This is a genomic window from Kitasatospora sp. NPDC086009, from assembly GCF_044540385.1.
Lineage (GTDB): Bacteria > Actinomycetota > Actinomycetes > Streptomycetales > Streptomycetaceae > Kitasatospora.
Window position 1 is genome coordinate 256802 of the sequence record NZ_JBITSA010000011.1, and the last position, 12830, is coordinate 269631.

At 74.3% G+C, this 12830-nt stretch carries 10 protein-coding genes; 7 read left to right on the plus strand and 3 right to left on the minus strand.

Going from position 1 to position 12830, the window contains the following annotated elements; genetic code table 11:
- Nucleotides 1-57 precede the first annotated feature (57 nt).
- The gene (locus ACIF6L_RS24935) at nucleotides 58-276 is read left to right on the plus strand and encodes a DUF5988 family protein (RefSeq protein ID WP_329490258.1); all 219 of its coding nucleotides are present in this window, start codon (nucleotides 58-60) and stop codon (nucleotides 274-276) included.
- A 306-nt stretch (nucleotides 277-582) separates the two neighbouring features.
- Here ACIF6L_RS24935 and ACIF6L_RS24940 read toward each other — a convergent pair whose 3' ends face one another.
- The gene (locus ACIF6L_RS24940) at nucleotides 583-1371 is read right to left on the minus strand and encodes an alpha/beta fold hydrolase (protein WP_329490259.1); all 789 of its coding nucleotides are present in this window, start codon (nucleotides 1369-1371) and stop codon (nucleotides 583-585) included.
- Nucleotides 1372-1606: 235 nt separating this feature from the next.
- On the opposite strand from ACIF6L_RS24940, the gene ACIF6L_RS24945 reads away from it, so the two are divergent.
- Both ACIF6L_RS24945 and ACIF6L_RS24950 read left to right on the plus strand, forming a co-directional pair.
- Nucleotides 1607-1900, plus strand: coding sequence for a hypothetical protein (locus tag ACIF6L_RS24945; protein ID WP_329490260.1), 294 nt, complete (start codon nucleotides 1607-1609; stop codon nucleotides 1898-1900).
- Between the two features lie 563 nt (nucleotides 1901-2463).
- The gene (locus ACIF6L_RS24950; protein ID WP_396491434.1) at nucleotides 2464-3381 is read left to right on the plus strand and encodes a transcriptional regulator; all 918 of its coding nucleotides are present in this window, start codon (nucleotides 2464-2466) and stop codon (nucleotides 3379-3381) included.
- A gap of 59 nt (nucleotides 3382-3440) precedes the next feature.
- On the opposite strand, the gene ACIF6L_RS24955 is transcribed toward ACIF6L_RS24950, so the two are convergent.
- Nucleotides 3441-4382, minus strand: a complete 942-nt coding sequence (locus ACIF6L_RS24955) for an ABC transporter ATP-binding protein (RefSeq protein ID WP_396491433.1) — start codon at nucleotides 4380-4382, stop codon at nucleotides 3441-3443.
- A 566-nt stretch (nucleotides 4383-4948) separates the two neighbouring features.
- Between ACIF6L_RS24955 and ACIF6L_RS24960 the strand changes: the two genes are divergently transcribed.
- Together ACIF6L_RS24960 and ACIF6L_RS24965 are read left to right on the plus strand one after the other, a co-directional pair.
- Complete coding sequence (locus ACIF6L_RS24960) at nucleotides 4949-6328, plus strand: sensor histidine kinase (protein WP_396491432.1); 1380 nt, start codon at nucleotides 4949-4951, stop codon at nucleotides 6326-6328.
- A 408-nt stretch (nucleotides 6329-6736) separates the two neighbouring features.
- A complete protein-coding gene (locus ACIF6L_RS24965; protein ID WP_396491431.1) occupies nucleotides 6737-7552 on the plus strand; it encodes a 4'-phosphopantetheinyl transferase family protein in 816 nt (271 codons plus the stop codon).
- 17 nt (nucleotides 7553-7569) lie between these two features.
- Here the strand turns inward: ACIF6L_RS24965 and ACIF6L_RS24970 are convergent, their stop codons facing one another.
- On the minus strand, nucleotides 7570-8502 hold the full coding sequence (locus tag ACIF6L_RS24970; protein WP_329490265.1) for a LuxR C-terminal-related transcriptional regulator: 933 nt from the start codon (nucleotides 8500-8502) through the stop codon (nucleotides 7570-7572).
- Between the two features lie 287 nt (nucleotides 8503-8789).
- Here ACIF6L_RS24970 and ACIF6L_RS24975 point away from each other — a divergent pair, with 287 nt between their 5' ends.
- Together ACIF6L_RS24975 and ACIF6L_RS24980 are read left to right on the plus strand one after the other, a co-directional pair.
- A complete protein-coding gene (locus ACIF6L_RS24975) occupies nucleotides 8790-9059 on the plus strand; it encodes a hypothetical protein (RefSeq protein WP_329490266.1) in 270 nt (89 codons plus the stop codon).
- Nucleotides 9060-9995: 936 nt separating this feature from the next.
- Nucleotides 9996-12713, plus strand: a complete 2718-nt coding sequence (locus tag ACIF6L_RS24980; RefSeq protein WP_396491430.1) for an AAA family ATPase — start codon at nucleotides 9996-9998, stop codon at nucleotides 12711-12713.
- The last annotated feature ends 117 nt before the right edge of the window (nucleotides 12714-12830 follow it).

Below are 12830 nucleotides of genomic sequence, written 5' to 3' on the forward strand. Positions count from 1 at the left end.
AGGAACCGAGACCGGAGAAGAACAGGAATCCCGAACCCCAGAGAAGTGAGGGTGATCATGAACGACAACGGTGCACCCAACGTGTTCCTCACCGGCGCCCCCGTGCTCACCGGTGCGGAGCGGCTGCGCCATGTGGCGGATACCGGTGCGACCAAGGTGAAGGTCCCGCTCGGCAACCGCTACGAGCACTTCGAGGCCAGTTCCGAGACCACTCTCGTCGACGACCGCGAGCTGCGGGTCTTCGTCTGGACCCACAGCACGTACGTGGCCGAGTAGCGCGACCGGGACGCCGAACGACCCGCACGTCGACGGCGTACGGCAGAGCGGAACCGTGCGCCGGAGCCGTGCACCGACCGGGACCGTCCGGTCGGTGCACGGCTCCGGCGTGTTGGGGGTCCGCGGGCGGCCGGCGTCGATCGGCCGGCGAACCGTCGGCGAGCCGGCGGAGCGCGGCGGGTGCCAAGGGCCCGGCGGGACGGACGGCGAAGGCCCCGCAACCGCCCGGACGTGCCGGGCGGTTGCGGGGCCTGAGGACCATGGAGGCCCGGGGGGCGGGAGTCGCCGGGTGGTGCGGCCGGACCGTCAGCCGGCGGTCCGGGCGCCCGCACCCCGGAAGTGCTCGACGAGGACCTGCATGACGTCCTTGCTCCGCTCGCTGATGAAGAAGTGCCCGCCCTCGAACACCCGCAGGTCGAGCTCCGCCGTCGTGTGCTCGGCCCAGGCCTTCGCCTCGTCCAGGGTGGTCTTGGGGTCGTTGTCGCCGGTCAGCACGGTGATCGGGCTGTTCACCGTGATCCCGGGCGCGCAGCGGTAGCCCTCGACCGCCGTGTAGTCGGCCCGGAGGGCGGGCAGCGCGGCCCGCATCATCTCCTCGTCCCCGAGCAGGGCCGACGCGGTGCCGCTCAGCCGGCGGACCTCGGCCAGGATGGCGTCGTCACTGCGGAAGGTGTTCTCCTGCCGGACCGTCGACGGCGCGCGGCGCCCGGAGGCGAACAGCCGCACCGGAGCGTGCCCGTCGGCCTCCAGCCGACGGGTCAGCTCGAACCCGATGACGGCCCCCATGCTGTGGCCGAGGAAGGTGAGCGGGAGTTCCGGCTGGCGCCGGAGCACCTCGTAGAGGCGGTCGACGAGGACCGCCAGGTCGTCGATGGCCGGCTCCATCCGCCGGTCCTGCCGTCCCGGGTACTGGATGGCGAGGACGTCGACCGCGGGGCTCAGTGCCGCCGAGACCGGAAGGTAGAAGGAGGCCGAGCCGCCCGCGTGCGGGAGGCATACGAGTCGGGCGGTCGCGTTTTCGGCAGGGTGAAAACGTCGGCACCACAGTTCATCTCCGGGCGAAGGCCGAGACATGCCACTCCAGAAGGTCGTCATACCGGATTGTCAATTGAATCCGAACATAGCGAATTGCCGGAACGGCGGCAAGGAGATCGGCGGGCCCGGCCCCGCGTTATCCGCTCAACTGGCGAGCGGGCGGCAGTTGAACGGTGGCCGGGCGGCCGGCCGACTGGTATTCCTTTGGACCGAGGGAGCGTGGCTGCCTGTTGCGTTGCCCCGATGATCCCGGTTACTGTTCCAAAATACGCGGCGACATTGAGAGGTGACGTACGTGGGACACAAGTTCTCTCTGGTGCTCAGTCGGGAGATCTCCGACGAGGAATCGACGATCCTGCAGGACGCGGGTTTCGCCGGCGCGACTTTCTCGACCGATGCGCTTCCGACCAACGCGGAGGTCCCGGTCACGAGGATCGAGTTCGACGACGAGGTCGCGCCCTCCCTGGCCGAGGCCATCGAGTCGGCCCTGGAGACGGTGAAGACGGTTCCGGACCTCACGGTCCCGGGCCTCAGCGTCCCGGCGGTGCCGCAGGCGCCGGTCGAGGAGGCGGCCGCCGAGGCGGCCTAGCCTGTCGGCACGAGACGAAGAAACCGCCCAGGTGGCGGCGGGTGTGAATGCGGCGGAGCTCCGGCCGAGGGTGAACTTTCGAGTCACCCCGACCGGAGCTTCGCCGCGTTTTCCGTGCGGCCGGCGGTCGGCCGCCGCGGCCACCCCGTGGAGCACCTCCGCCCACGCCGTGGAGCACCCCCTGCCACCCCGTCGAGCACCTCCGGCCCTCCCCGGGCAGGGGCCGGCCGCGGCCGGAGCAGGCCGGCAGGAGGGGGGAATCGGGGGGCCCTTACATCCGGTGAGGGGACCCCTATATCCCCAGGCGGAAGCTTCCGGGGCGGTGTCCGGGGCTGCTAGCGTGCGGTTCTGGTTAATCCGATCGAACGCTATTGACTTTTGGGGGTCGGTGCGACGTTCCTCCGGCTGCCGACCTGCCGGAACAGACAGCTTCCGCTTCCGCTGCAAATGACTCGACCGAGTTGTCATGGGGGTGCAGTATGGGACTTCTAGCCCACAGTGTCATGCCGCTCAGAATTGATGAGCACTGGATTGGCGAGTCGGAAATCGTCTCGGTTCCGATCATGCAGATCCTGCCCGGGGACTCACCGCGTCTGGAGGGTGAGGACAAGATTCACGTCCTGCGGCTGGCGGCGATCGAGAGTCCGCTGCCGCCGATTCTGGTCGACCGGCGGACGATGCGGGTGATCGACGGAATCCACCGGCTGATGGCGGCCTCCCTCAGGGGGCGCCACGCGATCGACGTCAGGTTCTTCGACGGCAGCAGCGAGGAGGCGTTCCTCAAGGCGGTCGAGTCGAACATCGAGCACGGCCTTCCGCTGTCGCAGGCCGATCGCAACGCGGCCGCGCTGCGGATCCTCAAGTCGCACCCCACCATGTCGGACCGCGCCGTCGCCAAGTCGACCGGACTGGGCGCCAGGGCGGTCGCCGAGCTGCGCCGCTCCTCCGACTGCGTGCCCGCCTCGAACTTCCGGGTGGGGCGCGACGGCAAGGTCCGACCGCTGAACGGCGCGACGGGGCGGCTGCGGGTGGCGGAGCTGATCAGGGAGAACCCCGAGGCCTCGCTGCGCCAGGTGGCCCGGTCGGCCGGCGTCTCGCCCGCGACGGCGCTCGACGTGCGCCGGAGGCTGGAGCGCGGGGAGGGTCCCGTGCCCTGTCAGCGGACCCCCGCCGGTACCCCGGCGGGCTCCGCCCGGGAGCAGCAGCCGGACCGCACCCCGGTCGTCGTCGGTCCGCCCTCGACCGTCACGCTGGAGAAGCTCATGCGGGACCCGTCGCTGCGTCAGAACGAGCTGGGCCGGCGGCTGCTGCGGATGTTCAAGGAGAACGTGCTGGGCGCCAAGGAGATGTCGGACATCTGCGCGTCCGTGCCCTCGCACTGCATCGAGCTGATCGTCCAGCTCTCCCGTCAGAACTCCCAGATCTGGGAGGACTTCGCCCAGGAGCTGAACCGGCGGGCCCAGGTCGTCGCCGCCGAGTAGGGCGGCACCGGGCCGGACGGTGTCCGGGGGCGCCGCGGTCCGCGCGCCCCCGTGCGGGCTCAGGCGGAGCGCCTGCTGATCAGACCGAGGAACGCCTCCAGGGCGTCCTGGTCGACGCGGAGGTTCTCGGCCAGGACCTGGTGCCGCGCCAGCAGCGAGGTGACCTTCCCCAGGGCCTCGTCCGTGCCGGTCACCACGACGTGGTCGCCCTGGCGGTTGACGCCGCTGACCTCGGGCAGCCGCGCCAGCAGGCGGTGGTCGAACGGGGCGGACGGGCGGAACTGGATCCGCTGCCCGCTCCGGACGCGCTCCAGCAGCCTGGCCGGCGTGTCGGTGACGGTGAGCCGGCCCCGGTCGATCAGTGCGACCCGGTCGCACAGGCGCTCGGCCTCCTCCCAGGAACCGGTGACCAGCAGGATGGTGACGCCACTGGCGCGAACGGCCTCGATCAGCTCCCAGGTGTCTCGCCGCGACCGCGGGTCCAGCCCGGTGGTCAGCTCGTCGAAGACCGCCACCTTCGGGTTCCCGACCTGCTCCAGCGCGCTCGCCAGCACCTGGTCCGGCCGCTGGTCCGGACGCCCGGACGCCGGACCGGCCACCTCGGTCCCGTTCCCGGTGGTCTCGGTCCCGTTCCCGGTGGTGAAGCCGAGCGCGTCCATGAGCCGCTGCCAGTCGCCGGGGTCGCGGTAGAACGAGCTGAAGAGCGACAGCGCCTCCGCGATCCGCGGGTGGTCGGGTGCCCGGTCGTCCTGGAGGCGGGCGTCGATCTGGCGCGTCACCCCGGTCCGTTCCGGCCGGGGATCGCGGCCGAGCACCTCGATCCGGCCGCCGTCCCGGTCCCGGAGCCCTTCGAGGCATTCCAGGATCGTGGTCTTGCCCGCACCAGCCGGCCCGAGAATCCCGAAGATCTCACCTTCCTCGACGGAGAAGGAGACGTCATCGACCGCGACCCGGTCACCGTACGTCTTGTGCAGGTTCCGCACCTCGATCACCACGGACATCGGTTGTCCTTTCGAATGCTGGCTGCGCGTGCCGGTGTCGGCCCGGACTGGAAAACCTACGGTTCGCCCGGCCGCCCGGCCACCCCGCTATGCCCCGTACGCAGTGGGCCTACCCCCACCGGCTTTCCTGACTGTTCGATTTCAAGACGCCCCAGGGATATCCCACCGAATCGATTCCGTGCACAAGACGACCGGTGGAATGGGCAGGAGGAGGGAAAACGATCGGAAATCGCCGAATCCGGGGGAGGGGCGAGTGTGCTCCCGGCGGACCGGTCGAACGGACCGGCGAGCGGAACGACCTCGGTGCACGAACCACGGGAAGGCGCGGGACCGGACACCGGGCGCCGGCCGTGCGGTGGCGAACCCCTGACTTCGCGACGGGCACCCCTGTTCCGGGGCCCGCGAACAGGGGTCGAGGCCGCCGCTACCCCTAAGGGGTGGCCGAGTGGCTCTTGGCCGCCGCCCGTGCGCCCTACTGTCGGAGCCGAAGGTCCCGGAGCGACCACCGCAGTGGACGGCGTCGAGCGGACGCTACCGAACCGACCGCCGGAGGAGCCGTGAGCAGCATGCCGTCCCCAGCGGCCGAGCGGCCGACGGGCCTGCCCGCCGTCGCCCGGGCGCGGGGGCACGCGACGGCCCTCGGCCGGCTGGCGGTGCTGGCCGTCCTCGTCCCGCCCGCGCTCGGACTGCTCGTCACGACCCTGATCGGCTTCGTGCTCTGGTTCTGCCTCGGGGTCTTCCCACTGTTCCCCGCGGTCACCGGACTCACCAGGGCGGCGGCCGGCCTCGCCCGGCGGCTGGCCGGGGCGTGGTCCGGGGTGCCCGTGCCGTCGCCCTACCTGCCGCGCCCGGAGCCGGAGCGCCCGCCGCCCCTCCGGAGGACGACCGCGGGGGAGCACCAGCGGTGCGGCCGGCCCACCGGGGACACCCGCACCGTCCGCTGGCTCTGGACCGACCCGGCGACCTGGCGGGACTACCTCTGGGTGCTGCTGAACCCGCTGATCGGCGGCGCGACCGCCGCTGTCCCGCTGCTCCTGGTCGGCTGCGGCCTGGCCGGGCTCGCGCAGCCGGCCCTGCACACCGCCCTCCTCCCGCTGGACGGCGCCGACACCGCGCTCCTCGGCTTCGCCCTGGCGGCGGCCGGCCTCGCTCTGGCGGAGCGGGTGCTGCGCCTGCACGGCCGCTGGACCCGCGCCCTGCTCGGGCCCACCGAGCGGGCTGTGCCGACCTCCCTGCTCGGGCCCACCGAGCGGGCCGCGCCGACCGGCCGGGGCGGGCCGCCGGTCGGGGGCCGCCCGGACCTCGGCGAGACCCGGGCTCCCGAACTGCGCCGGATCGAACGCGACCTGCACGACGGCGCCCAGGCCCGGCTGGTCGCGGTCGGCCTGCGCCTCGGCGCGGTCGGGGCGCTGATCGACCGCGATCCGCAGGCGGCGAAGGAGCTGGTGTCGGAGACCCAGGCGAACGTCGTCCGGGCCCTCCAGGAACTGCGCGACCTGGTCCGGGGCATCCACCCCCCGGTCCTCGCCGAGCGGGGACTCGTCGCCGCGGTGCGCGCCCTCGCCCTGGACGTCCCGCTGAAGGTCGAGGTGCGGGCCGACGTCCCCGGCCGGGCCGAGGTGCCGGTCGAGTCGGCCGTCTACTTCGCCGTCAGCGAGGCGCTCGCCAACGCCGTGAAGCACGGGGGTGCCCGGCGCGCCAGCGTGGAGTTCTCGCACGCCGCCGGGCGGTTGCGGGCCGAGGTGGCCGACGACGGCCACGGCGGTGCGGACCCCCGGCTGGGCAGCGGGCTGCGGGGCATCCAGTGCCGGCTCGCCGCGTTCGACGGCACGCTCACGCTGAGCAGCCCGCCCGGCGGCCCGACCCGGCTGACCATGGAGCTGCCGTGCGCGCTGTCCGCGCCCGGGGCCGCCACCTCGGGCGGGCCGGGCCGCCCCTGCCGCTGACCGCCCACGGGTTCGCGGCCGCCCCGGGCACCGATCGCGAGATATCCCGCACCTAAGCGGGGCTTTAGCGGTCCGCGCGACCATCGGGGCGTATGACGGGCCCGGTGTGCGGGACCCGCAGGACCGGAGACGACCCGAGGGGGGTGTCATGTCACGTTCCGTCAGCACCACCGGGCGCGCGCGGGCCCGGGCCGGCGCCCCGGCGGAGCCGGGCGGCCCGGCCGCCGGGACGCCCGGCCGTGCCCGCCCGGGCCGTCGTGCGCTGCGCTCCGGGGCGTCGACGGACCCCGCCCACCGCACGATCACCCGTCACCGCGCCGCCACCCGTCACCGCGTTCCCACCCGTCACCGCGCCCTCCCGCAGGCGCGCGGCCCCGCAACGACCCACCCAGTTCTGGAGCGACGAGCATGACCGACCCGGGAAACTCCACGATCGGACCGCCGGTCGGCCGGCCCAGGCGGGTGGCCGCCCTCGACGGGTCCTGGGACGGGGTGCGCGCCGACCTGGCCGCGTACGGCACCGCCGTGGTCCACGCCGACCTCGCCGACCTGGCGCCCGTCCCGCCAGGCGGCGGGGAACCGCGCGGGCCGCTCGACCGGGACCGGTCGCGCTACCTGGACCTCGCCCACCCCGAGGTGCGCCACCGCCACGCCGCCTCCAGGGCGCTGCTCGAACACGCCGCCGCCGCCCTCCCGGACGGTGGCCCGGACGCCCCGGAGCTGGCGTACGGCCCCACCGGCCGGCCGTACCTGCGCGGCTGCGACCGGGTGGACATCAGCCTCAGCCAGGCCGACGGCCTGCTGCTGCTGGGCATCACCACCCGGGGCCTGATCGGGGTGGACGCCGAGCCCGCCGAGCGCCCGATGCACCAGGGCGGCCTGAGCCGCCAGGTGTGCACCGCGTACGAGCTGATCACGCTGGCGGCGCAGGCCGAGGAGGAGCGCAACCCGGCCCTGGTGCGGCTGTGGACCCTCAAGGAGGCGTACCGGAAGGCGACCGGGCAGGGCATGCGGTTCGACTTCACGGAGTTCGGCTTCGGTCCGGACGGCCGGCCCGTCCCGGTGCGGCGACCCGACGGCAGCACCGGGACCGGCGAGGAGTGGGGGTTCCACACCTTCGAACTGGACAGCGGGTACCGGGTCGGCGTCGCGGTCTACGACGCCGGGCCCGACCCCCTCGAAGACATGAATATGACAACCGGGCCCGATCACGACCGCGCGTGATGCGAGCCCGTGACCGGTCAGGCGGGCGGCTTCGGCGGCGGTTCGGCGCCCGCCGGACCCTTCCCGAGCAGACCCGCCATCGCCACGTTGTACCCGGCCTGGAAGCGGCTGGTGGCCTCCAGCTCCTCGGTGATCTCCGATATGTGACGACGACAGGTGCGCACCGACATGCCCAGCCGGCGTGCCACCATCTCGTCCTTGTAGCCCCGGGCCATCAGCCGGATGATCGACTGCTTGAGGTCGTCCGTGGTCGGGGTGTCGTAGACGAACGGGGTCGCGCTGTCCCACAGGTGCTCGAACACCGCGCAGAGGAAGGCCACCAGGGTCGGCTCACGGACGATCGCCGCGCCCGTCGACTCCTCCTCGTCCGCGGTGCGCACCGGCAGGAACACCGTCTCGCGGTCGTAGATCAGCATCCGGTCGATCACTTGGTCCGCGGTACGGATCTCGGCACCCATCGCGGTGACGTCGCGGACGTACGCCTTGGTCGGGAGGTCGCTGCGGGCGGTGTGCTGGTAGATGGTGTGCATCCGCACCCCGCGCTCCAGCATGCCTTCGGCGGACTTGCGCGCGGCCGGCAGCAGCGTGGAGGGGCGGGCGCCGCCCGGCTGGACGGTGAGCACCTCCTTGCGACAGGTCTGCCCCAGGTGGTCGAGCATGTTCTGGATCGCGTCGACGTCGGTGACCACGTCGAACGCCTCGAACCGGTTGCGCAGCCGGCGGCCCTCGAAGTACAGGGGGCTGAGCGACAGCAACTTGCTGCGGACGTCGGTGACCGCCTGCCGCAGGTCGCGGATCTGATGCTCCGCCGGCCCGACCAGGTCGGCCGCGGCCACGTCCGGGCTGACCGGCACCAGGACGTTCGGGTCGCCCGGTCTCGGCTGCAGCAGGTGCATCAGCCGCAGCACCTGCTCGATGCGGCTGACCTCGGCCTCGTCCAGTTTCAGCACGGCGGCGATGGCATTCCGGTCGAAGCGGCCCGACTCGACGGCGTGTCCATAGGCGCTCGCACTCAGATCGTCTAGTTCGGCGAAGCCGGTCTGAAGCTGTGGGTGTCCGAACACTCTGAAGCCCCCGTCGGAATGCGAAGTTCCTGCCATGCAACTTTACGCCATGGTGATCCGCTCGGACCGGGCGTTGTCCGCGCGGCAGAGTAGAGCCCAGGCAAGCGGTGAAAGGCTGTGCGGCCGTCGCCCTGCCGGAGTTTCCGACCTGTTCCGACTGCTTGGGGGACAAGATGAAGGTCTCGACCATCAGGATTCGGGTGGCGGCGAAGAGCGCCCTGCTCGCGGTGGGTGTCGCAACCCTGCTCGGGCTCGGCCACAGCTCGGCCTCCGGCGTCGGTGTCACCGGCCCCGGAGACGACCGCTGGGGGATCACCCACCTCATACCGTCCCCCGTCGCGAGCGACGACTGGGGCCTGAAGAAGGAACTGCTCATCAAGGCCGCCGACGCGCGCCTGGGCTTCAAGGTCACCGCGACCGAGGACGACGACCGCTGGGGCTGATCCCCCGCGAACACCCGTCGGACCGGCCGGGGGTGCGGGGCAGTGCCCGGACGCCCCCGGCCCGGCCGGCGGCCGCCCGGCGGCACCCCGCCCGCCGGCTGACGGCCCACCGGGGCGGGCGCGGTGAGTCGTTCCCCGCCCGCCGTTCCGGGCCGCGCGCTCCACCCGTCGCCGGTGGGTCCGCCGCCGACCGGCCGGAGCGCGCCCCCGCCCGCCGATCACGACCCGCTCCGAGCGCCCCGAGGTGTGTACTCCCTCGCCCCGGCGCTCGCGCCGCCGCCGGTGCCCTTCCCGGCCCGCGGCCCCCGCTCCGCTCTCCGGCCCCGGCCCGCCCGTCGCGCACCGGGTGGCCCGGCGGCCCGCCGTCGAACTCCGCGCTGCCGCGGCCCGACCGGTCGTCGCCGCCGACGTGGGCGGACCCGCCGGCGCGCGGCCCGGACCTGACGGCCACTCGCCCCGGACGCGGCGCCCGGCAGCCTCCCGCCCGCCGGTGCGCCGGCGCCCGGGTGCCACCCCTTCCCCGACACCCGCCGGAACCACCGCGTCCGGTCGCGGCAAGTCGGTCCGCGCGCAGACCGCTCCGCGCGCAGGCCGGGCCGCACGCAGACCGCTCCGCGCGCAGGCCGGTCGGCTCGTAGGCCGATCGGCGGGCAGGCCGGTCCGCACGCAGGCCGGTCGGACCCCCCGCCGTACCCGACCCGACCCCTCGTCACCCCGCCCCGGACAGCCGCCGTCGAGGCGGGGGGAAGTTGTTGCCGTGCAGCTTTCGGACGGCCCTCGGCGGCCCGTCCGGGCGGTCCCGCCTGCCTAGACTCGAACCGCCGGCGGATCACTTTCCGGGTGGCAAGTCTCAACCGCGCCCACGACTCTCCGGCGATCGCCGTGAGGCGGGCGCGCCGACCGTGACGCGGACGAAGCCGGGGGCCGAAAGTGCTGATGGACCGTGAACGAGAACTGGCCGTACTGGACTCCGCCCTCGCGGACAGCCTGCAGGGAACCCCCAGGATCGTCCTGATCGAGGGCGCGGTCGGCTGCGGGAAGAGCGAACTCGTCGAGACGGTCGCCGAACGCGCGGCCGCCTCCGGCGCGGTGGTGCTGCGCGCCATCGGCACCGCCGTCGAGCACGACCTCCCGCTCGGTGTGCTGGGCCAGTTGCTCGCCGCCGCCCCCGCCGGATCCCTGCCGGACCCGGCGGGGGCGCCGGACCCGTCCCGGATCGACGTGATGCAGTCCCTGTGCGCCGCCGTGCACCGGCTGGCCGAGACCACGCCGGCCGTGATCTGCATCGACGACCTGCACCACATCGACGACCTGTCCTGCCAGTACCTGCTCCACCTGGTCCGCCGCACCCGCGCCGCCCGCGTCCTGCTGGTCTGCACCGAGTCGGTCCACGAGCGCGGCGACGACCCCGTCTACGGCACCGAGTTGCTGCGCCAGCGCAGCTTCGTCCGGATCCGGGCCGAGCGGCTGCGCCCCGAGGCCGTCGACCGGCTGGTCCGCACGGAACTCGCCGCCTCCCCGGCCGACGGCAGAACCCCGCCGCCCGCCGACGCCGCCGGCGGCAACCCGCTGCTGCTGCGCGCCCTGATCGAGGAGCACCGGGCCGGCGGCCGCGCCCCCGAACTCGGCGGCGCCTTCACCCAGGCCGTCCTCGCCTGCCTGACCCGCTGCGGACCGGTCGCGCGCCGCCTCGCCGAGGTGGTCGCGGTCCTCGGCGAGCTCGGCTCGCGCGAACTGGCCGTCCGCCTGCTCGGCGGCACCGACGGCGCCGTCGTCCGGGGCAGCGCCACGCTCGGCGCCGCCGGCATCCTGGACGGCTACCGCTTCCGCCACCCCGTCGCCCGGCAGGCGGTGCTCGACCGGATGGACCCGGACGACCGGGCCGCCCTGCACCGCCGCGCCGCCGAACTCGCCTACCAGGACGGCGCCCCGACCACCGCCGTGGCCGCCCAGCTCCTCGCCGTCGGCCCCACCGAGCTGCCGTGGGCGGTGGCGGTGCTCTCCACCGCCGCCGAGCAACTGCTCGCCGACGGCGCGACCGACCGGGCCGCCGCCTGCCTCGAACTCGCCCACCGCGGCCGGGCCGACGACGAACAGCGCGCCCAGTTCCGCACCATGCTCGCCGCCATCACCTGGCGGACCAACCCCAGTGCCGCCGAGCGCAGCCTCGCCGGACCGCTGGAGACCCTCAGGGCCGGCCGGCTCGGCCCGGCCCGGCTCGGACCGCTCGCCCGGCTGCTCACCGAACAGGGCCGGATCGACGAGGCCGGCCAGGCCCTGGAACGGCTGGCCGCCGCCCGCGAGGCCGAGCGCGCCGGACAGCCCGCCCGGCTCGGCCGCGGCGCCGACCCGCTGGACGGCCTCTCGGCGTTCCCCCGGTGGGCCGGCCCGGCCCCGTCGGCCGCGGGCGCCCGGCCCGGCGAACCGCTGCCCGCCCGCACCCAGGGGCCCGCGACCCTGTGGGCGGTCCCCGAGTACACCGCGGCCGGGGCGGCCGGGGCCGCGGCCGAGACCTTCCTGCGCGGCGCCACGCTCGGCGACGGCACCGCCGCCCCGATCGTGCAGGCCGTCCGGGCGCTGCTCGCCACCGACGGCCCGGCCCGCGCCCTGCCCTGGTGCCAGGTGTTCCTGGAGGAGGCCGTCCGGCGCGGCGCACCCGGCTGGCAGACCACCTTCACCGCCCTGCACGCCGAGGCCCTGCTCCGGCAGGGCGACCTGGCGGGCGCCCAGCGGCGGGCCGAGGCCGCCCTGGCCTTGCTGCCCGAACGCGGCGGCAGCGTCTACGCCGGGGGCGTGGCGGCCACCCTGATCCGGGCCGCCACCGCCGCCGGCCGCCACGACACCGCCGCCCGCGAACTCGGCCGCCCGCTGCCCGAAGGCCTGACCGGCAGCATCCACGGCCTCGCCCACCTGCGGGCCCGCGGCGAGTACCACCTCGCCACCCACCGCTTCCACGCCGCACTCGGCGACTTCCTCGACATCGGCCGCAGCCTGAAGCGCTGGGGCCTGGACCGGCCGCTGCTGATGCCCTGGCGCAGCGGCGCGGCCGAGGCACTGATCCGGCTCGGCGAAGTCCCGCAGGCCGCCCGGCTCATCGCCGAGCAGCTCGCCCACCGGGACGCCGCCCACCCGTGGATCTGCGGCCTCACCCTGCGCGTACGGGCGGGCCTGTGCGAGCCCCGCGAGCGGCACGCGCTGCTCGCCCGCGCGGTGGACGAGCTGCACGAGGCCGAGGACCGCTACGAACTCGCCCGCACGCTCGCCGACTTCGCCCGGGTGCTGAAGGAACTCGGCGACACCAACCGGGCCGGCATGGTCGGCCGCCGCGCCTGGCAACTCGCCAAGGAGTGCGGCGCCCAGGCCCTGTGCGAGCAGATCGCCCCCGGCCCCGGCGGACCCGGCGGGCCGTCCGAGGACACCCGGTGCGGGGGCGTCGACTTCGCCGAACTCCACGCCAGGCTCAGCGACTCGGAGAAGCGGGTGGCGATGCTCGCGGTGCACGGCCACACCAACCGCGAGATCGCGATGAAGCTCTACATCACCGTCAGCACGGTCGAGCAGCACCTCACCCGGGTCTACCGCAAGCTCAACATCACCTGCCGGCGGGAACTGCCCGCGGAACTCCACCTGCTCGGCTCGGGCGGCCGGGTGTGACGGCCCGGCGGACCGGGTGACGGGAGTCCGGCACCGCGGTGAACAGCCAGGACCGGCGGCGGGAGCCCCCCGGGCCCGCGGCGTCGGCCGGACCGGCCGACCGCCGGACCGGCCCGG

Coding starts and splice junctions, on each gene's coding strand:
- ACIF6L_RS24950 (WP_396491434.1), top strand. CDS start 2,464: ATGCAGATCCTGCCCGGGGACTCACCGCGTCTGGAGGGTGAGGACAAG.
- ACIF6L_RS24975 (WP_329490266.1), top strand. CDS start 8,790: ATGAAGGTCTCGACCATCAGGATTCGGGTGGCGGCGAAGAGCGCCCTG.
- ACIF6L_RS24935 (WP_329490258.1), top strand. CDS start 58: ATGAACGACAACGGTGCACCCAACGTGTTCCTCACCGGCGCCCCCGTG.
- ACIF6L_RS24980 (WP_396491430.1), top strand. CDS start 9,996: ATGGACCGTGAACGAGAACTGGCCGTACTGGACTCCGCCCTCGCGGAC.
- ACIF6L_RS24960 (WP_396491432.1), top strand. CDS start 4,949: ATGCCGTCCCCAGCGGCCGAGCGGCCGACGGGCCTGCCCGCCGTCGCC.
- ACIF6L_RS24940 (WP_329490259.1), bottom strand. CDS start 1,371: ATGACGACCTTCTGGAGTGGCATGTCTCGGCCTTCGCCCGGAGATGAA.
- ACIF6L_RS24955 (WP_396491433.1), bottom strand. CDS start 4,382: ATGTCCGTGGTGATCGAGGTGCGGAACCTGCACAAGACGTACGGTGAC.
- ACIF6L_RS24965 (WP_396491431.1), top strand. CDS start 6,737: ATGACCGACCCGGGAAACTCCACGATCGGACCGCCGGTCGGCCGGCCC.